Source organism: Streptomyces sp. NBC_01689, from assembly GCF_036250675.1.
Lineage (GTDB): Bacteria > Actinomycetota > Actinomycetes > Streptomycetales > Streptomycetaceae > Streptomyces.
Map to the genome: position 1 here is coordinate 1,852,726 of NZ_CP109592.1, position 25,766 is coordinate 1,878,491.

The window sequence follows — 25,766 nt, forward strand, 5'->3', positions numbered from 1 at the left end:
CATGCGCCGATTCCTCGGAACGTCTCAGTACCCCTGCCGGACGACCACTCCCGAGGACTCGACCACGCATGCACACCCTGGACATCGGCGTTCTGGCCCACGTCGACGCGGGTAGGACCGGCCTCACCGAACGGCTGCTGTTCGACGGCGACGCCCTGGACCGGCTCGGCAGCGTCGACGCGGGCGACACCCGCACCGACGACGGCGGGATCGAGCGCCGGCGCGGCATCACCATCCACTCGGCCGCCGCCTTCACCGCCGGGGGCGTCCAGGTCACCTGATCGACACCCTCGGGCCCTCCGACTTCATCGCCGGTGTCTGGTGACCGCGCCCGTCGGGCGATCGGCTCGCGGGGTCCGCGCCCGACCCGGACGGGTGTCCCATGCACGGACAGCGGGAGGCGAACGGAAGGGTCTAGCAACGGAATTGGCGGGCATCCGGGGAGCAGGAAGGAGGGCCGTCGACATGACGACGTCCATCAAACGCATGCCCGTGTGGGCCAAGGTGATCACCGCCGTGGTGCTGGTGCTCGTGGTGTTGTTCGCCGGGCTGCGGCTGGCCGTTCTCCCGGGGCTGCGCGACCTGTTCGGCACGGAGACGCACGACCGCTCCGGGCCGGCTCTTCTGCAGTCGATCCAGGACATGAGCCGCTACGACGCCGCCTCGGGCAACTTCCAGGTGGTGGTGGACCTGGAGAAGGACGCGAAGTTCCTGCCCGACGCCATCCGCGGCTCCCGCACGCTGTACGTGGGCGCCGGCACGGTCGACGCGTACGTCGACCTCGGCACCCTCGCGAAGAACGACGTGACGGTCAACTCGGACCGCACCTCGGCCACCCTGCGGCTGCCGCACGCGGTGCTCGGCAAACCCGCCCTGGATCCCGACCGTTCGTACGCCGTCTCCAAGCAGCGCGGTCTGCTGGACCGGCTCGGCGACTTCTTCTCCGACAACCCGAACAGCGAGGCCTCCGTGCAGAAACTCGCCGCGAAGCACATCGGCGACGCGGCCAAGGACAGTCGTCTGACCGCACGCGCCGAGCAGAACACCACCAGCATGCTCGACGGCCTGCTGCGCTCGCTCGGCTTCACCGACGTGACCGTCACCTACGGCACCTGACACGGGAGTGCTGGACAGCAATGCGGGTAACAGGCCTCGACCAGAGACATGTGGAAAAGACCGGGAGGATCGAGTGATCCGTACGGCGTTGGGCACGCGTGCCGGGAAATCCGGGCGCCGGACAACCGTACCGTCGCAGGGCAAGGGAAAGGCGTCCGGACAGGACAAGCGCAAGACATCGTCCGAGGGCAGGACCAAGATCCTCCGGGGCCGTTCGGGGAAACCTGCCCGGGACGCGCGCCCGGCACCCGCCAAGGACCAGCGCAAATCGCTCCCGCTGCTGGTCCGGCTGCTGGTCATGCTGGTGGCCTTCGTGGCCATGGTGGGGTTCGCGGTCGTGCTGGCGCGGCTGACCCTGGAGCCGTCTCCCGCGTCGAAGGCGCTCATCCACACCAATCTGCACCCCGGCCGGTCGCTGCGCGCCTACCTCGACCAGCCGGCCCTGCGTGACGCCGTGAAGCAGATCGGCGGGAACATCCTGCTCGGCGTGCCCTTCGGTGTGCTCCTGCCGGTCCTGGTCCCCCGCACCCGCGGGATCCTGCGCGTGGTGGTGCTCACCGCCGCGGTGATGCTGCTCGTGGAGCTGGCCCAGGGTGCGTTCATCACCGGGCGCGCCTTCGACATCGACGACGTCATCCTCAACACCGGCGGCGCCCTGCTGGGTTATCTGCTGCTGGGGCGGCGGATGGGCCGGGCGGTGCACCCGCGCCGCCGCTTCCGCAACCGGCGCGACTCCCGGGAGGCCTGAGCAGAACCCGATGCGCTGGTCCGGACCAAAGTATTGACACCCCCTTACCTCACTTCTTAAATCAAGAGGCGAAGCACGCACCCCCCACCTCAGTCGGCGCCTCCTTCCCCGGGGCACCGTACGGAAGGGAGAGTCTTGAACTCCCCACGCCTGCTCCGCAGATGCCTCTTGGCCGTGCTGTCCGCAGCGCTCGTCACCGCGGCCGCTGTCGTTCCCGCCCAGGCGGGTCCCCCGACGGCGGCCGCGGCCGTGACCACCTTCTCCGACACCTTCGACGGTGCCTCGGGAGCCGGTGTCGACACCTCCAAATGGCAGGTCGAGACCGGCGACAACGTCAACAACCACGAGCGTCAGTACTACACGTCCGGCAACAGCAACGCGCAGCTGGACGGCCAGGGCCACCTGGTGATCACCGCCCGTCGCGAGAACCCGGGCAACTATCAGTGCTGGTACGGGCGTTGCGAGTACACCTCGGCGCGGCTGAACACCTCCGGGAAGTTCACCGGCACCTACGGCCATGTCGAGGCCCGGATGAAGATCCCGCGCGGGCAGGGCATGTGGCCCGCCTTCTGGATGCTCGGTACGCCGGTCAACTGGCCGGACTCGGGCGAGATCGACATCATGGAGAACGTCGGCTTCGAGCCCTCGACCGTGCACGGCACGATCCACGGGCCCGGATACTCGGGTTCCGGGGGCATCGGCGCCGGGTACTCACTGCCGGGCGGCCAGGCGTTCGCGGACGCCTTCCACACCTTCGCCATCGACTGGGCCCCCGACTCGATCACCTGGTCGGTGGACGGCAACGTCTACCAGCGGCGCACGCCCGCCGATCTGGGCGGCAGGACCTGGGTGTTCAACAAACCCTTCTTCATGATCCTCAACCTCGCGGTCGGCGGCTACTGGCCGGGCGACCCCGACGGCTCCACCTCCTTCCCGCAGCAGTTGGTGGTGGACGAGGTGAAGGTGACGACGGGCGACAGCTCGGGGTCCACCGGGCACCCGATCACCGGTCTGGCCGGCAAGTGCGCGGACGTGGCCGGGGCGAGCTCGGCCAACGGCACGCCCGTACAGCTCTACGACTGCAACGGCACCGCGGCCCAGCAGTGGACGGTCTCGTCCGACGGGACGATCCGTGCGCTGGGCAAGTGCCTCGACGTCACCGGGAACGGCACGGCGGACGGTTCGACCGTCCAGCTGTGGGACTGCACCGGCGGGCCCAACCAGAAGTGGGCCGTCAGCGGGGCCCGCGACATCGTGAACCCACAGGCGAACAAGTGCCTGGACGTGACGGGCAACAACTCGGCCAACGGCACACGGCTGCAGATCTGGACGTGCTCGGGCGGCGCCAACCAGAAGTGGTCCGTGAGCTGAGATTCCACCTCGGGGGACGGGGGGACGGGGGGTCCGGTGGGGGTTCGCGCCCCCGCCGGACCCCCCGTACATGTCCGCCCGGGTACCGATCCGGGGCTCCGGGTTCCCGTGGTCCCGTGCCGGGCGCGCCTAACGACGGCGGGACACTCGCCCGTACGGAGCGTGACGGTTCCGGCACGAACCGGGAAGCACGCGCCCCGGCCGACGCCCCCGCGAGAACCGGCACGGCCGCGGGGGCCGTGACGCGACGGTCAGTGGCCCGGCGGTCAGTGGCGCGGCAGCCAGGTGAACTTGTCGCCGCCCACCCAGCGCACCACGTCCGGGTCGTCGAGATCGTGCACGGTGATCCCGTAGGCGGCCGCCGTCACGAGAACGTCGGTGATGGCCCTCGCCTCGCAGACCACTTCGCCGTCGATCTCCATGATCCGGAACGGCGGCGTGCCCGGCTGTACCCCGAGCACCAGGATCCGTGGTTGGGAGATGTGGGGGCTCGCGATTTCGGTCATGAATAGAGCGTAGATCGATTCGCGCACGTGGGCGGGGGCGCGCGTCCAGCCGGGTGAGCCGTCCCGCCGTGCGGAGGCGCGACGGCCGGGTGAGGCTGGAAGGGCCCGCGGAGCTGGTGAAAGGGGGCGCCGATGGACCCCGTCGAGGCCCTGGACCGGATCGCGTTCCTGCTGGAGCGGTCCCAGGCCCCCACCTATCGCGTACGGGCCTTCCGCACCGCCGCCTCCCTGGTGGCCGGACTCCCCGGCGGAGAGGTCGAGCGGCGCGTGGCCGACCGGACCCTGGAGTCACTGAAGGGCATCGGCCCGAAGACGGCGCAGGTCGTACGGGAGGCGCTCGACGACCGGACACCCGGCTATCTGGAGGACCTGGAACGGACGGCCGGGGAGCCGCTCGCCCGGGGCGGCGAGGCGCTGCGGGCGCTGCTGCGCGGCGACTGTCATCTGCACTCCGACTGGTCGGACGGCGGCAGCCCGGTCGAGGCGATGGGCCGGACCGCCGCCCGGCTCGGGCACGAGTGGGCGGTGCTCACCGACCATTCTCCGCGGCTCACCGTGGCCCGCGGCCTGTCCCCCGACCGTCTGCGGGAACAGCTGGCCGTGGTCGCGGAACTCAATCGCCGGTGGGCCCCGTTCCGGCTGCTCACGGGGATCGAGTGCGACATCCTCGACGACGGATCGCTGGACCAGGAGCCCGGGCTGCTGGAACGGCTGGACGTCGTGGTGGTGTCGGTGCACTCCAAACTGCGCATGGACGCGCGGTCGATGACCCGCCGCATGATCGCCGCCGTACGCGATCCGCGCGCGGACGTGCTCGGGCACTGCACGGGCCGCCTGCTCACCGGGCGCCGCCGGCCCGAGTCGGAGTTCGACGCGGACGCCGTCTTCGCCGCGTGCGCGGAATCGGGCACGGCCGTGGAGATCAACAGCCGCCCGGAGCGGCTCGACCCGCCGCGCCGGCTGCTGCGGCGGGCGGTCGACGCGGGCGTGCTGTTCTCCGTGGACACCGACGCGCACGCCCCCGGTCAGCTCGACTGGCAGATCCACGGCTGCGCGCGGGCCGAGGAGTGCGGGGTGCCCGCCGGACGGGTGATCACCACCTGGACGGCGGACGAACTGCTGACCTGGACCCGGGACCGGACCCCTCCCTCCCGCGCGGCAGCCCCCTGACGACGGTGACCGTGGGTGCGGGGCGCCCCGCACGGCCTCCGGCGCCCCGCACCCACGGCCACCGTCGCCCTCCGTTCCGGGTGACCCACATCACCGCTCCCGCCCTGGTCCGGAGGGAACACCGGCGGGTAGTTCCCCGTTGAACCAGCCGTGGGTATGGACGGGACAGTGTCCCCGGGCCTCACCTGTAGCCCACAGGGACGATCGTTCGGCTGAAGCCCTGTGGAGCCCCCCGCCGAGAGGCGACCGCCGTCCGTGCCCACCACAGTCGGCCCCGACCGCGATTCCCCCGTCCGGTCGGGGCCTTTCTCCTGCCCGCGGGCGCCGTACGGCCCCGGGGCCGTCGTGACGGACCCCGGTCCCGGGGCGGCGGCGCGCGGTTGACTTCGAGTGCTCTCCAATCCGTAACGTCGTCGTATGACCACTGCACAGCACAAGATCGGCTCGGGGTTCGGCGCCCGCAGCACCGCCGACGACGTCCTCCAGGGGATCGACCTCTCCGGGAAGCTCGCGATCGTCACCGGTGGATACTCGGGGCTCGGCCTGGAGACGACGCGCGCGCTCACCGCGGCCGGCGCCCACGTCGTCGTCCCCGCACGGCGCCCGGACGTCGCCCGGGAGGCGGTGGCGGCCATCGCCGGTGCCGAGGTGGACGAACTCGACCTCGGCGACCTCGACAGCGTCCGCGGCTTCGCCGAGCGCTTCCTCGCCTCGGGCCGGACCGTCGACATCATGATCGACAACGCCGGGATCATGGCCTGCCCGGAGACCCGGGTCGGGCCCGGCTGGGAGGCCCAGTTCGCCACCAACCACCTCGGACACTTCGCGCTCGTCAACCGGCTCTGGCCCGCGATCGAACCCGGTGGCGCGCGGGTCGTCTCCGTGTCGTCGACCGGCCACCACAACTCCGGCATCCGCTGGGACGACCCGCACTGGCGCGACGGCTACGACAAGTGGGGGGCGTACGGGCAGGCGAAGACCGCGAACGTGCTGTTCGCCGTCCACCTCGACCGGCTCGGCCGGGACTTCGGCGTGCGCGCGTTCGCCCTCCACCCCGGCGGCATCCTCACACCGCTCCAGCGTCACCTCCCCAAGGAGGAGATGATGGAGCGCGGATGGATCGACGAGAACGGCGTCCCGCTGAACCCCGACGCCTTCAAGTCGCCCGCCCAGGGCGCCGCGACCCAGGTGTGGGCCGCGACCTCGCCTCAACTCGACGGTCTGGGCGGGGTGTACTGCGAGGACTGCGACATCGCCGAGGTCACCCCCGAGGGCGGCGAGCGGACCGGCGTACGGGAGTACGCGATCGATCCGGAGCAGGCGGCCCGGCTGTGGACGCTGTCCGCGGAGCTGACCGGGGTGAACGCGTTCGCCTGACCCGGCTCCCCTGCACCGCGGCCCGGGCCCGGCTCACCACAGCGGGACAGCCTGGGGGTTCGGGCCCCACCGGGTCCCTCGGCTCCCTCATCCACCGGATCGACGTGGGCCACCGGCTCCCCGCGACGCCGGCTGCGCCGAGCCGGGCCCGTCCGGGACGAGGGGCCCGGACTCCGGTCCACCGCGACCGACGGGACAGGGGGTCGGGCCCACCGCGCCGTAGGTGGACGCGAGTCCGGGGCCACCACGAAGCGGGCGGCCCCGAGACCGGCCCGGCAGGGCGCCGGGAAGCGGGGCACGGCCAACGCGCCGCGGGGAAGCCCGGGTTCAGGTCCGCCCCGGCCGGGCGGGGCCCCGGGTACCGGCCCGCCCGGACGGCGGCCGGAGCACGTCCCGGGCACCGGCCGCGAACTCCCGGAGATCCGCCGTGAGCAGGTCCGCGTGGGTCGCGTAGAGACCGTGGCCCGCGTTCTCGTACACCTTGAGTGTGCCGCCGGGCAGCAGGTCCGCGGCGCGGCGGCCGGTCGGCCCGAGCGGCGCGGACGTGTCGTGGGTGCCGTGCACGACGAGCACGGGGACATCGATCTTCGGCAGTTCGAGGGTGAGGTCCAACGTGGCGACGAGCTCCCGGAGAGCCGCCCCGGCCCTCGCGGTCGCGCCGTGGCATCGGGCGACCGCCCCGCGGACGTACTCAGGGGAGAGGTCGTTGCCGGGCAGGCCGAGGGCGAAGAAGGCGTCGGCTCCCCCGGCGAAGAAGGCGGCCGGGTCGCGGCGGACGGTCTCGTTGCCGGTCCGGACGACCGCCGGTTCGATGCCCGTCGGATGGTCGGCGGTGCGGACGACGCCCGGCACCACACCGGCCACCAGCACGGCCCGGGCCACCCCGGCGTCGCGGTGCCGGCTGAGGCAGCGCACGGCCTCCGCGGCCCCGACCGAGTGCCCGACGAGGGTCACGTCGCGCAGATCGAGATGGCGCAGCAGTCCGGCGACGTCGTCGGCGAGGCTGTCGAGGTCGAAGCCGCCCCACACGTCGTCCGACCGGCCGTGGCCCCGCCGGTCGAGACCGACGCAGCGGAAGCCCTCACCGGCGAGCGGGAGCGTCTGGAACTCCCACATCCCGGTGTCGAAGTACGAGCCGTTGACGAACACGATCACCGGGCCCTCGGCGGGACCGTGGTCCACGAAGTGCAGCCGGGTGCCATCGACAGGGCTCTCGAAGTACGGCATGGAAATCCTCCGGGGTCCGGTGACGGCGCGTGGGCGCGCCCGGGTTCGTCCCTCATGGTTCCGGGGAGCGGGCCGCCGGGTCGATTACCCCGGACGTCATGAGGACAGCGCCGGACGGCGGGCCGACGGTCGCCCGGGACCGTACGCCGGTATCCGTACCCCGGGACCCGTACGCCGGTTTCCCGTACGCCGGTGCGGCGCGCGGACCGGCGGGTCAGTGCGGCGCCCGCTCCTCCAGGGCGGTGCGCCAGGCCGGGGAGGGCCCCTCGTTCACGGGCGACGCGCGTCTGCCGCCCCGGGCGAAGAAGTCGGCCAGAGGAAGGATCGCGGCGCCGACCGTCACCGCGTCCGGTCCGAGCCGGCCGAGGTCGATGGAGACGCGCTGGGCGGGGTAACGCAGGGCGTACGAGGTCGCGTACCGGCGGACGGCGGGCAGGAAGCGGGTGCCGAGCTGGAGGCCCGCCCAGCCGCCGATGAGGATGCGCTCGGGCTGGAACAGGTTGATCAGGTCGGACAGGCCCGCGCCCAGGTACTCGGCGGTCTCCTCCAGCACGGAGAGGGCCACCGGGTCGTGCTCGGCGTCCCCTTCGGGATAGGCGGCGGCGAGCATGGCGGTGAGCGCGGTCTCCTCGTCGGTGCCCTCCGGCGGGCGTCCGCCCTCCTCGCGCCAGCGGTCGAGCAGTGCCTCGGCGCCCGCGTAGGCCTCCAGGCAGCCCAGGGAGCCGCAGCGGCAGCGGCGCCCCCTGACCCGTACGGTCAGGTGCCCCCACTCGACGGAGCGGCCGTTCTCGACGTCCTCGGTGACCAGGCAGGCGCCGACGCCGGAGCCGAAGAGCACGACGACCGCGTTGCGCGCGCCGCGGCCGGCGCCGAACCACATCTCGGCCTGGCCGAGGGTACGGGCGCCGTTGTCGGCGAAGTACGGGACGGTGTCGGGGAGTCGGCAGGCCGAGCGGAGCAGGGACTCCAGCGGGACGGCGTCCCAGCCGATCGTCTGGCCGTGCACCACCGCGCCGCGTTCGGGCGTGCGGGCCACGATGCCGGGGACGCCGATACCGACGCCGAGGAGTCGCTCCGGATCGACGCCCGCCTCCGTGAGCACTTCGGCGATGCCGTCGCGGATGTGCCCGACGATGACGTCGACGTCGTACTCCCGGCGCTGCGAAGGACGGTCGACCTCGAACCCCTGGCGCTCCAACGGCTTCTCGGCGCGGGCGAGTTCGGTGAGGGTGAGGTCGAAGAGCTCGACGCGGACCCGGGTCTCGCCGACGTCGACGCCGATCATGTGACCGCTGTCGGGCGCCACCCGCAGCAGGGTGCGGGGCCGTCCGCCGTCGGACTCGACGCTGCCGGCCTCCTCGACCAGTCCGTCGGCGACCAGCTCGGCGACCACGTTGCTGATGGAACCGGAACTCAGTCCGGTGGCCGGGCCCAGTTCGTAGCGGCTCATGGGGCCTTCGAAATACAAACGTTGCAGTACGGCGGTGCGATTGCCCCGCCGCAGGTCACGCACTGTCCGACCGTTGCGCCCCGCCATGTGAATCCCTTCCGGCCTGCCCGACCTGCAAGATACAACTGCGCGATCCCTTGACGCGACTTTCTTCCGGGTCTTAACTCACGTCCTAAATTAAGCCATGAGGGTCGTTCGGGAAGTGAACGGACTCCACCCTCCTGGCTCCCTCCGGGAAAGGGACATACGCAGCCATGCGCAGAATCCGAGCCGCGGCCGCCGGTGCGGTCACCATCTCCCTGCTGACCGCCGCGACCGCCTGTGGCGGCGGCTCGTCGAACGGCGGGTCCAACGACTCGCCGAAAACGCTCACGTACTGGGCCTCCAACCAGGGTGCCAGCATCGAGATCGACAAGAAGGTCCTCCAGCCCGAGCTGGACAAGTTCGAGAAGCAGAGCGGGATCAAGGTCAAGGTCGAGGTCGTACCCTGGTCCGACCTGCTGAACCGGATTCTCACCGCCACCACCTCGGGGCAGGGACCGGACGTCCTCAACATCGGCAACACCTGGAGCGCCTCCCTGCAGGCCACCGGTGCGCTGCTGCCGTGGGACGCGAAGAACTTCGCCAAGATCGGCGGCCGGGACCGCTTCGTCGACTCCGCGCTCGGCTCCACGGGGGCCGAGGGCAAGGACCCGGCCGCGGTGCCGCTGTACTCGATGGCGTACGCGCTGTACTACAACAAGAAGTCGTTCGCCGACGCGGGCATCGCGGCGCCGCCGGCCACCTGGGACGAGCTGGTCGCCGACGGCAAGAAGCTGTCCAAGGGCGGCAAGTGGGGCCTGGGCGCCGAGGGCTCGAACGTGTCGGAGAACATCCACCACGTCTTCGTCTTCGCCAAGCAGCACGGAGCCGACTTCTTCACCTCGGACGGCAAGGCCGACTTCACCAACGACGGTGTGGTCGCTGCGGTCCAGCAGTACGTCGGCCTGATGTCGAAGGACAAGATCATCGCGCCGGGCAACGCCGAGTACGCGCAGAACCAGTCCGTCAGCGACTTCGCCAAGGGCAAGAACGCCATGCTGCTGTGGCAGTCGGCGTCCGCCAACCTCAAGTCGCAGGGCATGAGCGAGGACGCGTACGGCATCGCGCCGGTCCCGGTCCAGTCCGGCACCCCGGGCACGGGCGCCAACGTCAACTCGATGGTCGCGGGCATCAACCTCGCCGTCTTCAAGAACTCGAAGAACCTGGACGGCGCGACCAAGTTCGTGAAGTTCATGACCAGCGACGCGGAGCAGAAGATCCTCAACACCGCGTACAGCTCCATTCCGCCGGTCAAGACCGCCCAGGAGGACAGCGCCTTCAACACACCCTCGAACGCGGTCCTCAAGGACACCCTGGCCAAGAGCGCCGCCGCGCTTCCGCAGGTCGCCGACGAGTCCCAGTTCGAGACGGCGGTCGGCACCGCCGTCAAGAACCTCTTCGCCGCCGCGGCCGCGGGTCACCCGGTCACCACGGCCTCGGTGAAGGCCGAGCTGGAGAAGGCCCAGCAGCAGATGCCGAAGAAGTGAGTGCGGACACCGTCATGACCACCACGACCGCCGCCTCCGCCGACTCCGGCGAGCGGACGGTGCGCAAGGACTCCCCCGGCGCGGCGCGCGGCCCGCGCCGCGCCGGGCGGATCCGCCGCATCGGACTGCCCTACCTGCTGCTCCTGCCGGCCCTGCTCCTCGAACTCCTGGTCCACCTGGTGCCGATGGTGATCGGCATCGTCATGAGCTTCAAGGAGCTCACCCAGTTCTACATCCGCGACTGGGGCACCGCGCCCTGGTCCGGTTTCGACAACTACAAGATCTCGGTGGACTTCAGCGCGCCCGTCGGCGAGGCACTGCTCCACTCGTTCCTGGTCACCGTCGGCTTCACCCTGCTCTCGGTCGGCCTGTGCTGGCTGATCGGCACCGCGGCCGCGATCTACATGCAGGACACCTTCCGCGGGCGCGGCCTGCTGCGCGCGCTGTTCCTCGTCCCGTACGCCCTTCCGGTGTACGCGGCGGTGATCACCTGGGTGTTCATGTTCCAGCACGACAACGGCCTGGTGAACCATGTGCTGCACGACCAGCTGCACCTCACCGACAAGCCGTCCTTCTGGCTCATCGGCGACAACAGCTTCTACGCGCTGCTCGTCGTCTCGGTGTGGAAGGGCTGGCCGTTCGCCTTCCTGATCATCATGGCCGGCCTGCAGAACATCCCCGGCGAGCTGTACGAGGCGGCCGCCCTCGACGGCGCGGGCCTGTGGCAGCAGTTGCGCCGGATCACCCTGCCGTCGCTGCGGGCGGTCAACCAGGTCCTGATCCTGGTGCTCTTCCTGTGGACGTTCAACGACTTCAACACACCGTTCGTCCTGTTCGGCAGAACCGCCCCGGAGTCCGCGGACCTCATCTCGGTCCACATCTACCAGGCGTCCTTCGTCACCTGGAACTTCGGCACCGGGTCCGCCATGTCGGTCCTGCTGCTGCTCTTCCTGCTCGTGGTGACGGGCGCCTACCTGCTGCTGACCTCCCGGGGAAGGAAGACCGCCGATGTCTAGCACCTCGCAGGCACACCGCTCGCCGATGGCTCCGCCGAACTCCTTCCTCTGGTCCCGGCGGATCTTCCTGACGCTGCTCACCGGCTTCGTCCTGGTGCCCGTCTACGTGATGGTCTCTAGCTCCCTCAAGCCGCTCGCGGACGTCTCGGGGAAGTTCCGCTGGATACCGAGCGGTCTGACCATCCGCCCGTACATCGACATCTGGTCGACGGTCCCGCTGGCGCGGTACTTCGTCAACTCGCTGATCGTGGCCGGTGCCGCGACGGTCTGCTCGGTGGTGATCGCGGTCTTCGCCGCGTACGCCGTCAGCCGCTACGAGTTCCGGGGCAAGCGGACCTTCACGGTCACCGTGCTGTCCACGCAGATGTTCCCGGGCATCCTCTTCCTGCTGCCGCTGTTCCTCATCTACGTCAACATCGGCAACGCGACGGGCATCGCCCTGTTCGGGTCCCGCGGCGGGCTGATCCTGACGTACCTCACCTTCTCGCTGCCGTTCTCGATCTGGATGCTGATCGGGTACTTCGACTCGGTGCCGCGCGATCTGGACGAGGCCGCGCTGGTGGACGGCTGCGGTCCGCTGGGCGCGCTGTTCCGGGTCGTCGTGCCTGCCGCGATCCCCGGCATCGTCGCGGTGGCCGTGTACGCCTTCATGACGGCCTGGGGCGAGGTGCTGTTCGCGTCGGTGATGACCAACGACACCACACGCACCCTCGCCGTCGGGCTCCAGGGCTACTCCACGCTCAACAACGTCTACTGGAACCAGATCATGGCCGCGTCGCTCGTCGTGAGCGTCCCGGTGGTCGCCGGGTTCCTGCTGCTCCAGCGCTACCTGGTCGCCGGGCTCACCGCCGGAGCCGTCAAGTGACCGACCCCACCACCCCCGAAGGGACTTCCGTGACCATCGACCTCGCCGCACTTCCCGAGGACTTCCTGTGGGGCACGGCCACGTCGGCCTACCAGATCGAGGGCGCCGTCACCGAGGACGGCCGTTCCCCCTCCATCTGGGACACCTTCTCGCACACCCCCGGCAAGATCGACAACGGCGACGACGGCGACCTCGCCTGCGACCACTACCACCGCTGGCGCGAGGACATCGCGCTGATGCGTCAACTGGGCACCAACGCCTACCGGTTGTCCGTCGCCTGGCCGCGCGTCGTGCCGGGCGGCGACGGCCCGGTCAACGCCAAGGGCCTCGACTTCTACGACTCGCTGATCGACGGCCTGCTGGAGGCGGGCATCACCCCCTCGGTCACCCTCTACCACTGGGACCTGCCGCAGGTGCTCCAGGACCGCGGCGGCTGGCCCGCCCGCGACACGGCGCTGCACTTCGCCTCGTACGCGTCGGTCGTCGCGGAGCGCCTCGGTGACCGGGTCAAGCACTGGACCACCCTCAACGAGCCGCTGTGCTCGGCGTGGATCGGTCACCTGGAGGGGCGGATGGCGCCCGGCCTGGAGGACATCGCGGTCGCGGTGCCCGCGTCGTACCACCTGCTCCTCGGGCACGGCCTGGCCACCCAGGCGATCCGCGCGGCGGTCCCGGACGCCCAGGTCGGCATCGTGAACAACCTGGCCGCCGTGGAGGCCGCGAGCGACCGCCCCGAGGACGTCGCGGCGGCCCACCGCCTCGACGGGCACACCAACCGCTGGTGGCTCGACCCGGTGCACGGCCGCGGCTTCCCCGCGGACATGCGCGAGCTGTACGGCGTCGAACTCCCGGAGCAGCCGGGCGATCTGGAGACGATGGCCGAACCGCTGGACTGGCTGGGCCTCAACTACTACTTCCCGTCCAGCGTCGTCGACGACCCCACCGGGCCGATCCCCCAGGTCCGCGCGCTGCGCCGGCCCGGGGTGCCGCGCACGGCCATGGACTGGGAGGTCGAGGAAGCCGGCATCGAGCGTCTCCTGCACCGGCTGACGGACGACTACGGCGCCCGCAAGCTGTACATCACGGAGAACGGCTCCGCCTACCCCGACGTGGTCCGCCCCGACGGAACGGTCCACGACCCGGAGCGCACGGACTACCTGGAGCGCCACCTCGCCGCCTGCGCGTCGGCGGCCCGCAAGGGCGTCCCCCTCGCGGGCTACTTCGCCTGGTCCCTCCTCGACAACTTCGAGTGGGCCTACGGCTACGACAAGCGCTTCGGACTCGTCCACGTCGACTACAAGACCCAGAAGCGCACGGTGAAGGGCAGCGGACACCGGTACGCGGACATCATCCGCCAGTACGGGGAACGCGGCCGCGACGCCGCGTGACACGGCGCCGGCGGCCGGAGAGTGTTCCCCTCCGGCCGCCGGACACCGCTGCCCCCTCCTGCGGCCGTGTCCGGGAGCGCGGGCGGTGACTCGTCGTACGGCCCTCGCCGGGGCGGCGGTGATCCGCCGTACGGCCCTCGCCGGGGCCCGCGAACCCGGGCGGCCGTCCTCGCCCGGCCGTGCCGGCGGCGCAGCGACTACGACGTGTGCGCGGCGCCCTCGGGCGAGGAGAGGATCGCGGTGACCGCTCGGTCCAGGGTCGTCGGCGGGTGGCCCAGGACGTGTCGCAGATCGCCGGTCCGCCGCTCCAGGGCGCCGGCCCGCACCTGGTCCTCCAGCCAGCCCTGGGCACCGGGCGCGCGATCCTGCCGGTCCCGGCGCACGACGGGCTTCCCCGAGAGGTCGCCGAGAACCCGGGCGAGCCGGCCGTAGGTCCACGGCTCGCCGGTGAAGTCGTAGGCACGGCCGAGATGGCCGTCCTCGGTGAGTACTCGGACGGCGGCCTCGGCGAGATCTCCGCGGAGGGCGGTGTTGATCCCGCGCCCGCCGGTGCCGTCGAGCAGCTCGCCCGAGAGGACGGCGGCGCGCAGACCCGGGTTGAGGAACGCCTCGCTGTAGAAGGGGTGCCGCAGCACCGTGTGGGGCAACCCGCAGGCGGCGAGCAGGCGTTCGGTCGCGTGGTGGGCCGCGGTGAATCCGTCGGCCTGCGTGTCGGCGCCCAGGAAACTGGTGTAAATGACCGAGCCCACTCCGGCGGCGCGGGCCGCGTCGACCGCGTTCCGGTGCTGGCCGACGCGGCGGTCGGGGTCCAGCTCCGGGGACGAGATCAGCAGCAGCCGGTCGGCTCCCCGGAACGCGGTGCGCAACGTCGACGGGTCGTCGTAGTCACCGAGCCGGACGGTGATCCCGCGTGCGGCCAGGTCCGCGCATCCGCCGGGATCGCGCACCGCGGCCACGATCCGGTCGGCGGGGCACCGCCCGAGCAGCCGGCCGACGACCAGCCGGCCCAGGGCCCCCGAGGCGGCCGTCACCACAATCATCCGAGAACTCCCTCACCGCGGTGCGGCCGTACCGGCCCAGTGGTCCGGCCCCGGCCGGTCCGATCGTCGGCTCACCCTCGGGGATCGGCCGGCGGCTCGTCAAAGGCTTTTCGGGGCCGCGGTGAACGCACGGGCGCCCGCCGGGGCCGGTCGGGAGCTGCGGCGGTGGACGGGCGCCCCGGACGTCCGGCCCGGCGTGCGGGCACCACGGTCGCTCGTACCGCGCTCCCGCTCCCGCTCCCGCCACGCGTCCCGGCCGGTCGGTCAGCCGGTCGCTCGGCCGGCCGGCCGGCCGGTCACGGAGCCGCGGCGCCGTCAGCGGATTCCCGCCTCGGCGCGTGCGTAGAACGCGGCGAGCTCGTGCGGGTTCTTGGTGTACACGTCGATCTTGCGCACGGTGCCGTCCTCGACCTGGTGGATCTCGACCATGGTCAACGGGTACTCCTCGCCGGTGGTGTGGGCCGTGAGCGTTCCGGTGAGGACCCCGACCACGCCGGTCGGGCCCTCGAACACATCGGCGGCGGTGACGGCGACGGCGGCGTGGCCCGTCATCGCGCCGAGGACCGACCGCACGAACGTCTCCCGGCCCCGGTGCACGCCGCCGTAAGGGAGTTGGCCCGGCTCGTCGACGATCACCTCGGGGGCGAGCCTGGCCAGGAGTCCCGGCACGTCACCCTTGGCCAGCGCGTCGTACAGGCCGCGCACGACGTCCGCGGGGCTCTCCGGGACCGTCTCGTTCCGCTCGCTCATCTCAGTTCCCCTTCAGTCCTGTCCGGGTAGGTGGATCCTCAACAGGGTTCCCCTACCGCGGAGTTCGTCCGGCCGGACCCGTACCTCCGCGCTCCGGCCGTGCCCCGAACCGATCGGGACGGACACCATGCAACGGCACCCCGTCGGGCCGGGGGAGCCCCTGCCGTGAGGGGTACCGGCAGGGACCCCCACCCAGCGGGCATCCTGCCTACTCTGTCCCCATGGACAACCGGGACGCAGTCAGCGCCTTCCTCCGCTCCCGACGCGACAGGATCACCCCCGAGCAGGCCGGTCTGCCGGTGTACGGACAGCGGCGGGTGCCCGGACTGCGCAGGGGCGAGATCGCCGCGCTCGCCGGGGTGAGCGTCGAGTACTACACGCGCCTGGAACGCGGCAGCCTCAGAGGGGTCTCGGACGGCGTGCTGGACGCCCTCGCCCACGCCCTGCGGCTCGACGACACCGAGCGCATGTACCTCTACGACCTCGCCCGCGCCGCCGACCCGACGCCAGGGGCCCGGGTACGCCGACGGACGGGCCGCCCGGCGGTGCGGCCGAGCGTGGCACGGATCGTCGAGGGAATGCCGCACCTGCCGGCGTACGTGATGAACAACCGCCTCGACACACTGACCGCCAACCCGATCGGCCGGGCCCTGTACGCGGAGATGTACGCGGACCCGGCGTGCGGGGGCAATGTCGCCCGGTTCGCGTTCCTCAGCCCCGCCGCCCGGCGGTTCTACGTCGACTGGGAGCGCATGGCCCGCTTCGCCGTGGGATCGCTGCGCGTCGAGGCGGGCAGGAAGCCCCACGACCGCGAACTGTCGAACCTGATCGGTGAACTGTCCACCCGCAGCGACGCCTTCCGTGTGCTGTGGGCGTCGCACGACGTGCATGTCTTCCGTGACAGCACGAAGCGCCTCAACCATCCGGCGGTCGGTGACCTGGAACTCGACCAGGAGACCATGAGCCTGCCGGACGAGAGCGGGCTGAGCGTGGTCGTCTACAGCCCGCCGCCCGGCAGCGTGGCCGAGGACGCTCTGAGACTGCTCGCGACCTGGGCCGCCACGACCGAGCCGGAGCGGGACGCTCCGGCCTCCGGCCCGGGCGAGGGCGGCCGGACCTGACGTTCACCGTACGGGCGGCCCGGTGACGAAGCGGCCGTTCCTGTCGTAGGGCCAGGCGTTGGCGACGCATCCGTGCAGCCCCTTGATCTGCTGCATCATGACAGGGGCCGGCTGTCCGGGACCGGCGCAGGTCGTGTGCGTGTATCCCAGGAAGTGCCCCATCTCGTGGTTGACGATCAGCGCCCGGTACTCGTGGATCGGGCCGTCGAAGGTGGGGGAACCCTCGACCCAGCGTCTGAGGTTCACCACCACCCCGCCGGGGGTCTCGCAGTTGTACTCGCCGCCGGTGTCCTGGTGGATGCCCGCCCAGCACAGGGCGTCCGCCGTTCCGGGCGTCGCGATCTTCACCGTGAGGTCGTGAGGCTCCCCCGCGCTCACCAGCCGGAAGGCGTGGGACGCGTCGTGGGTCCAGCCGCGGGGCGCGCCGAGGATGCCCGCGATCTCGTCGGCCGCCCGGGCCGGCGGGAGGTCGATCCCGGTCTCGACCTCCACCACGTAGCGGAGCGGACGCGCGCCCCGGCCGACCTTGGCGCCGGTGGCGTGCGCGGCGACGAACGTGCCGGTGCCCGTCGCGGGGACGTCGATCTTCGTGGGGCTCGGTGCCGGACTCGGGGAGGCGCGGCGGGTCGGGGTGGGTGCCGGAGCGACGCGCGCCGTGTCCCGTGGGCGCGGGGTACCGGCCGACGTGCCGTCCGACGCCTCGCCGTCCGCGCCGACCAGGCCGTACGCCGCGCAGCCGAGCAGACCGGCGATCACCACCGCACCGGCCGCCAGGAGGCGGCCCCGGCGGCGCGGCCGGTCCCGGCGGTGGGAGGTCCGGTACGGCCGGTCACCGCCGCCACGGTGGGAGACCACGGCGCTGCCGGTGGGTGGTGCGGATGCCCGCTCTGGTGCCGAATGCATGGCAGCCGAGACTGGTCAGGCCAGATGATCGCCATTGGCCCGGATCATAACGAAAGGATAACGAGTGGTTTGCGGTGGAGGTGCCTCATTCGGGCCGGACCGGCGGAAATCGGCTGCCTCGACCGCCCGATCCGATGGATACCGCCGCGGGACGCCGGGCCGATCAAAGGCGACCGGCCCGCCCCGGCCCCATGTGATCCTTCTGTAACAGCTCCCGGGGGAGGCCCCTCTCTCGAACAGTGACCGAACACGTTCTGTGCATACTGTCGAGGTGCCACGAGTCCTCCTTGTCGAAGACGACCCAGATGTCCGTATGGCCGTCCAGCTGGCGTTGAGACATCAGCGGCACGACGTCCTCGCCGCCGGAACGGGTGAGGAGGGACTGGACCAGCTCCGCCCCTTCCGCCCGGACGTCGTCGTCCTCGATCTCATGCTGCCCGGCATCTCCGGCCTCGACGTGTGCCGGCGGATCAGGGACCGCGACCAGGTGCCGATCATCATGGTGACCGCCAAGGGGGACGACATCGACGTGGTCGTGGGGCTGGAGGCCGGCGCGGACGACTACGTGGTCAAGCCCGTACAGGCCCGGGTCCTCGACGCGCGCATACGGGCCGTGCTGCGCCGGCAGGACGCGCCGGCCTCCGGCGCGGTCCGGCCCAGGGCGGAGGCGCACGGCGAACTGGTCATCGACCGCGCCGGACTCCTCGTGTCCCACCGGGGTGAACCCGTCGCGCTCGCTCCCTCGGAGCTCCGGCTCCTGCTGACCCTGTCGGCCTCGCCCGGCCAGGTGTTCAGCCGCCAGCAGCTGCTGGAAGCGGTCTGGGAGCACAGCTACCACGGCGACATACGACTGGTCGACGCCTGTGTGAAGCGGCTGCGGGGCAAACTCGGCGAACTGGGCGGCGACCCGCGGTACATCCAGACCGTACGCGGCTTCGGTTACCGCTTCGGTGGCGCGTGAACGTCCCGGGAGCCCCACGGGCTCGGAAGGGCGCACGGAGAGGCGAGACCGCATCCGGCGGCGGGGGTCCGCGGAACCAGGGGGACGGCGCGGCGCGGGACGGCCGCACCTCACGGAATCGCGAAGGCGGCGCGGCCGGGAAGGGACGCGGCCCGGTCCGGTTCCTCCGGGCGGTCCTGGCGAGGACCCCGCTGCCGCTGCGGGGACTGCGCCCGCGGCTGGTCGTGGCCTTCGCCCTGGTGGCCGTGGTCAGCGCCCTGAGCACCGGGGCACTCGCCTTCCGGGAGGCCCGCACGGGGGTGCTGCAGCAGAGCCAGGACTCCGTCATCCGCCAGTTCCGGACCAGCGTCGACGCCGTGGCCCTCACCACTCCCCTGCCGCCGAGCCGCTCGGACCTGCAGAGCGCGGTGACCCGGGTGCTGCACGCCAACCAGTCGCAGGGCTGGCAGGTCATGGCGACGTACGGCGGTCTCAGCGCCTTCACGCCGGAGGACGTCTCCGACCGGCTGAGCCCGGAGCTGCGCCGCTCCGTGGCCGCCCGGCGCGCGGCGGTGTTCCAGCGGGTGAACGCCGACGGACGCCCCTGTCTCGTCGTCGGGATGCCGGTGACCTACGACTCCGGACCCGGCACGGAGACAGCGCTCTCGGGGCTCGTGATGTACCTGGTGGTGCCGCAGAACACCGAACAGGCCTATGTGCAGGCGATGGTCAGCGGCATCGAACGCGCCACGCTGGTGGCGCTGTGCCTCGCCGTCGTCCTGGCGCTGCTGGCCGCCAGGGGCGTGCTCCGTCCCGTGCGCGCGTTGCGCCGGGCGACCCGCCGGATGGCCGAGGGGCACCTCGACATCCGGCTCGCCGTCGACGGTTCCGACGAACTGGCCGATCTCTCGAGGTCGTTCAACGAGACGGCCGCCGCGCTGGAGCGGTCGGTCGCGGAGTTGCGCCGGCTGGAGGCCCGCGCCCGCCGCTTCGCCGCGGACGTCTCCCACGAACTGCGGACGCCGCTGGCGGCGATGTCGGCGGTCACCGACGTACTGGACGAGAACGCGGCGCAGCTCGACCGGGAGACCGGCGACGCGCTGCGGCTCGTCAGTGAGGGAACCAGCCGGCTGAGCGGTCTGGTGGAGGACCTGATGGAGATCTCCCGCTTCGACGCGGGCGCCGTCCGGCTCCACCTGGACGAGGTCGACCTCGCCGAGTCCGTCCTGCGCACCCTCGCCTCCCGGGGGTGGCAGGGCCGGGTGGAGACCCGGCTGCCGCGGCCGGGCACGCTCAGGACCCGCGTCGATCCGCGCCGGCTCGACGTGGTGACCGCCAACCTGATCGGCAACGCGCTGCGGCACGGGGCCCCGCCGGTGCGCGTGACCCTGCGGGTGCGGGAGGAACGGACCGGCGTGGCGTGGGCGGTCATCGAGGTCGACGACAACGGACCGGGGATCGCCGAGGACGCCATGCCGCACATCTTCGAACGCTTCTACAAGGCGAACACCGCGCGGACCAGGAGCGAGAGCAGCGGGCTGGGCCTCGCCATCACGGCCGAGAACGTGCACCTGCACGGAGGCCGCATCGGTGCGGCGAACCGGCCGGAGGGCGGATCGGTGTTCACCGTCGAACTGCCGCTGCGCCGCGACTCGGCGGCGGCCCGCGCCGACGACGACGCGGGTGCCCGGTGAAGGGGGCGCGCGCAGCCGCGCTGCTGGCAGGCCTCACGGCCGCGCTCACGCTCGCTGGCTGCGGGGTCCCGCCGTCCGGCGTCATCCAGGCCGGCGTGCCCGCGAGCGGCCTGTCCTCTCCCCGTGCGACGCCCCCGGTGCCCGCCGCGGTCCCCTTCTACTTCGTACGCGACGGTTCCCCGTCCCCGTACCTCCGCAAGGTCTACGACCCCGGGGATCTCGGAGCCGTGGTCCGTCTGCTGTTCGACGGACCCACCGCGACCGAGGCGGTGACGGCCACCACCGAGCTGCCCCGGCTGACGGCCGCACCGGACGTGGTGATCGACGACGGCACCTCGCTCTCGGTCCGGCTCCGCGAAAAGGTCCCTCCCCTGAGCCACCTCGCCATGCGGCAGTTGGCCTGCACGATGGCCCACGTGCCGCTGGCGTCCGCCGTGGCGCCCGCGGACGCGGGGCAGGAGGGCGCCGTCCCGGCTCCCTCCGCCACGGCGCGGCGCGCGCTCGGGGCGAGGAGCGTCCAGGTGGTCGGCGACGGCTGGACGGTCACGCAGTCGGCCGACGGCTGTCCCGGCCCCTCGGGCTGATCACGGGTGGCGCCGCGGCTCTCCCCGTACGGGCCGCAGCACCACGAGGACGCACAGGGTGCCGAGCACGCCGGTCCAGCCGTTCACCAGGTGGACGGGCAGGAACTCCGCGGCGGCACCGGCCGCCACCATGCCGGCGCCCTGGATCGTCATCAGACCCGCCGACTGCACGGTCATCGCCCGCCCGCGCAGCTCCTCCGGCACGGCGTCGACGAACCACTGGTCCACGCCCAGGGTGTAGGCGCAGGTGAGGCCGGCCACGAACATCGCGGCGAGGGACCAGGGCAGCGAGGGCCGGAGCAGGAAGACCACGTAGGGCAGCAGGGTGCAGGCCGCCAGCGGAACGGCGATCCGGCCGCGGCCCGCCGGGCTCAGACGCCCGCCGGCCAGGGACTCCCCGAGGATCATGCCGACCGGCATCGCCGCCATGAACAGGCCGAGTCCCGTCGTCCCGGCGCCCGCCGCGTCCGCGTACGGCGCCGCCAGCGCCTCGGGGACGACGGCGAAGAACGGCGGCACCCACCCGAGCAGCAGGAGCGAACGCACCCGCCGGTCCGCCAGCAGGCGGCCGGTGCCGCCACCGTCCGCACGGCCCCGGTCACCGCGCGCGGGGCGCCGCCGGGTACCCAGGCGCAGCAGCAGCGCCGAGCCGAGGAAGGCGGCCGCGGTGAGCAGCAGTGCGCCGCGCGGCGACACGACGATCAGCAGCAGTCCGCCGACCCCGAATCCGACGACCTGCGCGCCCTGCGCCACGATCCGGATCAGGGACCGTCCGAGCACGAAGGAGTCGCCGGGGAGGATGTCGGCCAGACTCGCCGCCCGCGTCCCCGAGAAGACCGGACCGACCGTCGCCATCAGGCCACGCAGGACGAGCAGGACGGCGATCGGCGTCCCCGGCAGCACCATCCCGACCGCGCAGGCCGCGCACAGCAGGTCGCAGACCACCAGGATCCGGCGCGGTGGGAAGCGGTCCGCGATCCCGGCCAGCAGCGTCCCGCTGATCGCGTACGGCACGAAGCCCAGCGCGAAGGTGAGCGCCGACAGCAGCGGCGAGGCGGTGAGCCGGAACACCAGTACCGCCAGCGCGATCTGGGCCACCACCGTGCCCTGCAGCGACAGTACGTGCGCGGCGAAGACGGCCCGGAACTCCCGTACGGCGAAAACGGCCCGGTAGCCCCCGGACTGGGCGGCGACAGGGCGCGCCGGTCCGGCGGGGGGTGCGGACGGGCCGGTCATGGGGGCGGGTCCGGTGCCGGTGAGGGCTGGTCCGGCGCTGGTGGGTTCGGGTCCGGTGCCGGTGAGGGCGGGTCCGGTGCCCGGGTCGGCGTCGGCGTCGGCGTCGGCGTCGGCGTTGAGCGTCATGACCGCAGCCTGGCGGCCCGGCGCCCGTCGCCGTAGTGTTTCGGCCGTGGCCGAAAGTTCCGTGGGGAGGAGGAGCACCGATGCCCGTCCACATGCGCTTCGGGCCCGACGACCTGCTGCGCTGCCGGTTCGGCATCTCCCCGCTGTGGGAGACCCAGGGTGCGGCGCGTGTCCTCGGACGGGTGCGGCTGCAGGGCTACCATCTGCCCTGGCTGCGGCAGACGGAGGCGGCGGCCCGTGAGCTCGACCTCACCCCGCTGTGGCTGCTGATGCCGTCTCCGGGGCACACCCCGGACTTCCTCTGTCCGCCGCCCGCCGGGCCGTTGACCTCCATCGAGGAGGATCTGGGCCGCCTGCGCGCCACCGACCCCGCCGTCGCCCGCGACGACCTCGCGCGCTCCCTCGCCGACACCCCCGGCGCGGCGGAGACCCCGCACGGCCGTGCCATGCTCGCCGATCCGGCGCGCGCGGTACGGGAGTTGGCGGATCTCTGCGAGCGGGTCTGGCACGCGCTGGTCGCCCCCCACTGGCCACGGCTGCGCGCCGTGCTGGAGGCCGACATCGCCTTCCGGGCCCGCAGGCTCGCGGACGACGGGCTGTCCGGGCTCTTCGCCGATCTCCATCCCGCGCTGAGCTGGGCGAACGGCACCCTGACGCTGCACCGGCGGACCGAGCACGACCGGGAACTCGGCGGCGACGGTCTGGTCCTCGCCCCCAGCGTCTTCGTGTGGCCGGACGTGGCGGCGGGCTTCGACCCGCCCTGGCAGGGCACCGTCGTCTATCCGGCACGTGGCATCGGTGATCTGTGGCAGGCCCCGAGGTCCGGTTCCGACGCCCTCGTACGGCTGCTGGGAGCCAACCGGGCCGCGATCCTGGGCGGTCTCGGTGAACCGGCGACCACCAGCGCGCTCGCCCACCGGCACGGGCTCGCCCTGTCGTCCGTCTCGGCCCATCTGTCGGTGCTCCGCGACGCGGGCCTGCTCGTCTCGCGGCGCTACGGCCATCAGGTGCTCTACGAGCGCACGCCGCTGGGCACGGCGCTCGCGGACGCCTGAGCGGTCCGGCCGACCGGACCACGGCAGTTCTGAACCACGCTCGGCCCGACGCGCCGCCCTGGACCGGGTCGGCCGTCAGCCGTCAGCCGTCAGCCGTCAGCCGTCAGCCGACCGCACCACACCGCACGGCACGCCCCGGCACCGCACCGCACCGCACCGCACCGGCTCAGGCGGTCCATCCGTCCGGTCTGTTGTGTCCATCTCCCGTACGGCTCGGGGCTGTTCCCCCGTCGAGGGCTCTGCGATAGGCTCACTGGCCGTCCCCCGCCTGTGGCAAGGCCATCGATCACGACCGACGCGGCGGTCCGGCCGGCTTCACCTGGCGTTGTCGAGTGCACCCAGGAGAGAAAGACAGCCGTGAACGAAGTGGACGCACCCGTCCGGGACGCGCCCGGTCCGGCCGGGCCGGGTGGCCCGGGCCCCGGTGACCTCCGGACACTGCTCGACGAGGGCACCCGCGCCGTCGTGGACCGCGGCGACCTGCGCACCGGCCGCGACCGCTTCGAACGCGCCTTCCGTGTCGCCGAGTCGGCGGGCGAGGACCGGGCGATGGCGGTGGCCGCGCTCGGGTTCGGCGGCCTGTGGGCGCATGAACACCGCACGGTCGCGGGCTCCGTGCTCCTGGAGTCGCGGATACGCCGGGCCCTGGAGACACTGGACCCCCGGTCCTCACTCGCGCTGCGGCTGCGGATCCGGCTGGCCGGCGAGGGCGACTACCGCAACAGCGACACCACGGCCGTGCTGGAGCTGCTGGAGCAGGCCCGTGCGGGGCAGAACCCGATGGCGCGCGCGGAGGCGCTGAGCCTGGCCCACCACTGCCTGATCGGCCCCGAACACGGCGCGCTGCGACGTGAACTGGCCGCCGAGCTGGTCGCGGAGAGCTTCCGCACCGCCCGTCGCAGCGATCTGCTGATGGGCCTGCTGTGGCAGACCGTCGACATGTTCCTGGACGGCGACCCGCACGCGGAACGCTGTCTCTCGGAGCTGCGCGGCCTGCTGGCCGAACAGGACCATCTCGCGGTGGGCTTCGTGGTGAGCGCGATGGAGGTCATGCTCGCCGTCCGCGCGGGCCGCCTCGACGAGGCCGAGACCCTGGCCCGCGCCTGTACCGAGCGCGGGATCGCCGCCGGTGATGTCAACGCCACGGTGTGGCGGGCCGCACAACTGGTCACCATCCGCTGGTACCAGGGCAGGATCGTCGAACTCGTGCCGCTGCTCAGCGAAATGGTCAACTCCCCCACGCTGAGCGCCGTGGACGATCACGCCCTGGCCGCGCTGGCGGTGGCCGCGGTGACGGCCGGCGACCGGCGGAAGGCCGTCTCGGCGCTTGCCACGCTGTGCGGCCACGACCTCGGCGACCTGCCCCGGTCGAGCAGCTGGATGGTCACGATGCACGGTGTCGCGGAGGCCGCCTTCCTCCTCGACGACACCGCCACGGCCGCGCGGGTCCACGAACTGCTGAGCCCGTACGCCCATCTGCCGATCGTGGGCAGCCTCGCCGTCGCCTGCTTCGGCTCGGCCCATCACGCGCTGGGGGTCGCCGCGCTGACCGTGGGCGACATCGACCGGGCCGTGGCGCATCTGCGGGACGCGGTACGGCAGAACCTCGCCCTCGGACACTGGCCCGCGGTCACGGCCTCCTGGGAGCGGCTCGCGATGGCGCTCGTACGGGCCGGTCGCCCGGACGAAGCCGACGCCGTCCGGCGGGAGATGGCCGTGGCCGCCGGGAGCGCGGGACCGCCGCCCGGGACGGACGGGGCCTCAGGGCCGCGAGGACGGGACCAGGACCCGCCGGGGCAGGACGGACGGGACCGACGCGGACAGGATCACGACCGGGCGAACGGGGACCGGAAGTATCCCGGCCGCGGGGACCCCGCCCCGAAGGATCGCGACGGCCGCAACCGGAACGGGCGGGACGAGGGCGGAAAGGACGAGGGCGGCCCGGAGCAGGAGGGACAGGAGCAGGACGGGCAGGAGCTGCCACCGGCTTCGTGCACCCGGCTGGGCCGTAAGTGGCGCGTCGGGTTCGGCGGGCGCAGCGTCCTGGTGGACCACAGCGTGGGCATGCTCCATCTGGTGGTGCTGATCGCCAACCCACGCCAGGAGATCCGGGCCGTCGACCTCGTGGCGGGGCTGACCGCGCTCGACGGGGCCGCCGAGCGCTCGGTCCCTTCCGGACAACGGGCGCTGGACCGGGTGGCGATGCGGGAGTACCGCGGCCGCCTGGCCCGGCTGCGCGTCGAACTCGACGAGTTCCAGGCGGCGGGCGACCATGAGCGCGCGGCCGTCGCCCAGGCCGAACACGACTGGCTGGTGGGCCAGTTGGCGAGCGCCACCGGGCTGGCCGGGCGCGCCCGCCGCTTCCCCGACGGCGGGGAACGTTCCCGGGTCGCGGTGAGCAAGGCCGTCCGCCGCGCGCTGGACCGGATCGCGGCGGCCGACCCTGTGATCGGAGAACACCTGCGGCACGCGGTGCACACCGGGGTGCGCTGCTCGTACTGGCCCGCTTGACCGG

22 protein-coding genes and 1 pseudogene are annotated in these 25,766 nt (G+C 72.4%); 16 read left to right on the forward strand and 7 right to left on the reverse strand.

Annotated elements, in window-relative coordinates; translation table 11 throughout:
* Positions 1–68: 68 nt before the first annotated feature.
* The 4 genes and pseudogenes from OG776_RS07955 to OG776_RS07970 form a co-directional block, all read left to right on the forward strand.
* Positions 69–319 (forward strand): annotated as a pseudogene (locus tag OG776_RS07955) (GTP-binding protein); the annotation flags it as partial.
* A gap of 146 nt (positions 320–465) precedes the next feature.
* Positions 466–1,116 (forward strand): DUF4230 domain-containing protein, encoded by a 651-nt coding sequence (locus OG776_RS07960; RefSeq protein ID WP_148011280.1) that lies wholly within the window; start codon positions 466–468, stop codon positions 1,114–1,116.
* A gap of 199 nt (positions 1,117–1,315) precedes the next feature.
* Positions 1,316–1,864 carry a VanZ family protein gene (locus OG776_RS07965; RefSeq protein WP_261994711.1) on the forward strand — a complete coding sequence of 183 codons (549 nt, stop codon included), beginning with the start codon at positions 1,316–1,318 and terminating at the stop codon, positions 1,862–1,864.
* Between the two features lie 135 nt (positions 1,865–1,999).
* Positions 2,000–3,235 carry a ricin-type beta-trefoil lectin domain protein gene (locus OG776_RS07970; protein WP_329319767.1) on the forward strand — a complete coding sequence of 412 codons (1,236 nt, stop codon included), beginning with the start codon at positions 2,000–2,002 and terminating at the stop codon, positions 3,233–3,235.
* A 266-nt stretch (positions 3,236–3,501) separates the two neighbouring features.
* Here the strand turns inward: OG776_RS07970 and OG776_RS07975 are convergent, their stop codons facing one another.
* The gene (locus OG776_RS07975; protein ID WP_148011937.1) at positions 3,502–3,741 is read right to left on the reverse strand and encodes a hypothetical protein; all 240 of its coding nucleotides are present in this window, start codon (positions 3,739–3,741) and stop codon (positions 3,502–3,504) included.
* Positions 3,742–3,873: 132 nt separating this feature from the next.
* Between OG776_RS07975 and OG776_RS07980 the strand changes: the two genes are divergently transcribed.
* Both OG776_RS07980 and OG776_RS07985 read left to right on the forward strand, forming a co-directional pair.
* The gene (locus OG776_RS07980; protein ID WP_148011938.1) at positions 3,874–4,911 is read left to right on the forward strand and encodes a PHP domain-containing protein; all 1,038 of its coding nucleotides are present in this window, start codon (positions 3,874–3,876) and stop codon (positions 4,909–4,911) included.
* Between the two features lie 417 nt (positions 4,912–5,328).
* The gene (locus OG776_RS07985; RefSeq protein ID WP_148011939.1) at positions 5,329–6,288 is read left to right on the forward strand and encodes an SDR family NAD(P)-dependent oxidoreductase; all 960 of its coding nucleotides are present in this window, start codon (positions 5,329–5,331) and stop codon (positions 6,286–6,288) included.
* A gap of 327 nt (positions 6,289–6,615) precedes the next feature.
* On the opposite strand, the gene OG776_RS07990 is transcribed toward OG776_RS07985, so the two are convergent.
* Together OG776_RS07990 and OG776_RS07995 are read right to left on the reverse strand one after the other, a co-directional pair.
* Positions 6,616–7,515, reverse strand: a complete 900-nt coding sequence (locus OG776_RS07990) for an alpha/beta fold hydrolase (RefSeq protein ID WP_148011940.1) — start codon at positions 7,513–7,515, stop codon at positions 6,616–6,618.
* 214 nt (positions 7,516–7,729) lie between these two features.
* Positions 7,730–9,052 (reverse strand): ROK family transcriptional regulator, encoded by a 1,323-nt coding sequence (locus OG776_RS07995; protein ID WP_148011941.1) that lies wholly within the window; start codon positions 9,050–9,052, stop codon positions 7,730–7,732.
* Positions 9,053–9,219: 167 nt separating this feature from the next.
* Between OG776_RS07995 and OG776_RS08000 the strand changes: the two genes are divergently transcribed.
* The 4 genes from OG776_RS08000 to OG776_RS08015 are packed head-to-tail and all read left to right on the forward strand — an operon-like array spanning position 9,220 to position 13,802.
* Complete coding sequence (locus tag OG776_RS08000; protein WP_148011942.1) at positions 9,220–10,533, forward strand: ABC transporter substrate-binding protein; 1,314 nt, start codon at positions 9,220–9,222, stop codon at positions 10,531–10,533.
* Between the two features lie 14 nt (positions 10,534–10,547).
* On the forward strand, positions 10,548–11,549 hold the full coding sequence (locus tag OG776_RS08005; RefSeq protein WP_148011943.1) for a carbohydrate ABC transporter permease: 1,002 nt from the start codon (positions 10,548–10,550) through the stop codon (positions 11,547–11,549).
* A 25-nt stretch (positions 11,550–11,574) separates the two neighbouring features.
* On the forward strand, positions 11,575–12,414 hold the full coding sequence (locus OG776_RS08010) for a carbohydrate ABC transporter permease (protein ID WP_148011988.1): 840 nt from the start codon (positions 11,575–11,577) through the stop codon (positions 12,412–12,414).
* Between the two features lie 29 nt (positions 12,415–12,443).
* Positions 12,444–13,802 (forward strand): GH1 family beta-glucosidase, encoded by a 1,359-nt coding sequence (locus tag OG776_RS08015; RefSeq protein ID WP_148011989.1) that lies wholly within the window; start codon positions 12,444–12,446, stop codon positions 13,800–13,802.
* A gap of 197 nt (positions 13,803–13,999) precedes the next feature.
* Here OG776_RS08015 and OG776_RS08020 read toward each other — a convergent pair whose 3' ends face one another.
* Both OG776_RS08020 and OG776_RS08025 read right to left on the reverse strand, forming a co-directional pair.
* A complete protein-coding gene (locus OG776_RS08020; protein ID WP_187285837.1) occupies positions 14,000–14,842 on the reverse strand; it encodes an NAD(P)H-binding protein in 843 nt (280 codons plus the stop codon).
* 315 nt (positions 14,843–15,157) lie between these two features.
* Complete coding sequence (locus tag OG776_RS08025; protein ID WP_148011944.1) at positions 15,158–15,592, reverse strand: nuclear transport factor 2 family protein; 435 nt, start codon at positions 15,590–15,592, stop codon at positions 15,158–15,160.
* Positions 15,593–15,813: 221 nt separating this feature from the next.
* On the opposite strand from OG776_RS08025, the gene OG776_RS08030 reads away from it, so the two are divergent.
* A complete protein-coding gene (locus OG776_RS08030; RefSeq protein WP_148011945.1) occupies positions 15,814–16,713 on the forward strand; it encodes a helix-turn-helix domain-containing protein in 900 nt (299 codons plus the stop codon).
* A 3-nt stretch (positions 16,714–16,716) separates the two neighbouring features.
* Here OG776_RS08030 and OG776_RS08035 read toward each other — a convergent pair whose 3' ends face one another.
* Positions 16,717–17,616: a DUF3152 domain-containing protein gene (locus OG776_RS08035; protein WP_148011946.1), complete on the reverse strand. Its 900-nt coding sequence runs from the start codon at positions 17,614–17,616 to the stop codon at positions 16,717–16,719.
* 271 nt (positions 17,617–17,887) lie between these two features.
* Between OG776_RS08035 and OG776_RS08040 the strand changes: the two genes are divergently transcribed.
* The 3 genes from OG776_RS08040 (at position 17,888) to OG776_RS08050 (ending at position 20,834) form a co-directional block, all read left to right on the forward strand.
* Positions 17,888–18,577, forward strand: coding sequence for a response regulator transcription factor (locus tag OG776_RS08040; RefSeq protein WP_148011947.1), 690 nt, complete (start codon positions 17,888–17,890; stop codon positions 18,575–18,577).
* Between the two features lie 224 nt (positions 18,578–18,801).
* Positions 18,802–20,250, forward strand: coding sequence for a sensor histidine kinase (locus OG776_RS08045; RefSeq protein ID WP_261994811.1), 1,449 nt, complete (start codon positions 18,802–18,804; stop codon positions 20,248–20,250).
* Positions 20,247–20,834, forward strand: a complete 588-nt coding sequence (locus tag OG776_RS08050; protein ID WP_148011948.1) for a hypothetical protein — start codon at positions 20,247–20,249, stop codon at positions 20,832–20,834. Before OG776_RS08045 ends, OG776_RS08050 begins: the two co-directional genes overlap by 4 nt.
* On the opposite strand, the gene OG776_RS08055 is transcribed toward OG776_RS08050, so the two are convergent.
* Entirely contained in the window at positions 20,835–22,196 is a 1,362-nt protein-coding gene (locus OG776_RS08055) for an MFS transporter (RefSeq protein WP_443077235.1), read from the reverse strand. It abuts the gene before it with no gap.
* An 80-nt stretch (positions 22,197–22,276) separates the two neighbouring features.
* On the opposite strand from OG776_RS08055, the gene OG776_RS08060 reads away from it, so the two are divergent.
* Together OG776_RS08060 and OG776_RS08065 are read left to right on the forward strand one after the other, a co-directional pair.
* Positions 22,277–23,251, forward strand: coding sequence for an ArsR/SmtB family transcription factor (locus OG776_RS08060; protein WP_148011950.1), 975 nt, complete (start codon positions 22,277–22,279; stop codon positions 23,249–23,251).
* 357 nt (positions 23,252–23,608) lie between these two features.
* Positions 23,609–25,762, forward strand: a complete 2,154-nt coding sequence (locus OG776_RS08065; protein ID WP_329319775.1) for a proline-rich domain-containing protein — start codon at positions 23,609–23,611, stop codon at positions 25,760–25,762.
* Positions 25,763–25,766: the final 4 nt, after the last annotated feature.

Excerpts from the sequence above, each read along its gene's own strand:
- OG776_RS07960 (WP_148011280.1), top strand. The coding sequence starts at position 466 with ATGACGACGTCCATCAAACGCATGCCCGTGTGGGCCAAGGTGATCACC.
- OG776_RS07975 (WP_148011937.1), bottom strand. The coding sequence starts at position 3,741 with ATGACCGAAATCGCGAGCCCCCACATCTCCCAACCACGGATCCTGGTG.
- OG776_RS07980 (WP_148011938.1), top strand. The coding sequence starts at position 3,874 with ATGGACCCCGTCGAGGCCCTGGACCGGATCGCGTTCCTGCTGGAGCGG.
- OG776_RS07985 (WP_148011939.1), top strand. The coding sequence starts at position 5,329 with ATGACCACTGCACAGCACAAGATCGGCTCGGGGTTCGGCGCCCGCAGC.
- OG776_RS07990 (WP_148011940.1), bottom strand. The coding sequence starts at position 7,515 with ATGCCGTACTTCGAGAGCCCTGTCGATGGCACCCGGCTGCACTTCGTG.
- OG776_RS07995 (WP_148011941.1), bottom strand. The coding sequence starts at position 9,052 with ATGGCGGGGCGCAACGGTCGGACAGTGCGTGACCTGCGGCGGGGCAAT.
- OG776_RS08000 (WP_148011942.1), top strand. The coding sequence starts at position 9,220 with ATGCGCAGAATCCGAGCCGCGGCCGCCGGTGCGGTCACCATCTCCCTG.
- OG776_RS08005 (WP_148011943.1), top strand. The coding sequence starts at position 10,548 with ATGACCACCACGACCGCCGCCTCCGCCGACTCCGGCGAGCGGACGGTG.
- OG776_RS08010 (WP_148011988.1), top strand. The coding sequence starts at position 11,575 with ATGGCTCCGCCGAACTCCTTCCTCTGGTCCCGGCGGATCTTCCTGACG.
- OG776_RS08020 (WP_187285837.1), bottom strand. The coding sequence starts at position 14,842 with ATGATTGTGGTGACGGCCGCCTCGGGGGCCCTGGGCCGGCTGGTCGTC.
- OG776_RS08025 (WP_148011944.1), bottom strand. The coding sequence starts at position 15,592 with ATGAGCGAGCGGAACGAGACGGTCCCGGAGAGCCCCGCGGACGTCGTG.
- OG776_RS08030 (WP_148011945.1), top strand. The coding sequence starts at position 15,814 with ATGGACAACCGGGACGCAGTCAGCGCCTTCCTCCGCTCCCGACGCGAC.
- OG776_RS08035 (WP_148011946.1), bottom strand. The coding sequence starts at position 17,616 with ATGCATTCGGCACCAGAGCGGGCATCCGCACCACCCACCGGCAGCGCC.
- OG776_RS08055 (WP_443077235.1), bottom strand. The coding sequence starts at position 22,196 with ATGACGCTCAACGCCGACGCCGACGCCGACGCCGACGCCGACCCGGGC.
- OG776_RS08060 (WP_148011950.1), top strand. The coding sequence starts at position 22,277 with ATGCCCGTCCACATGCGCTTCGGGCCCGACGACCTGCTGCGCTGCCGG.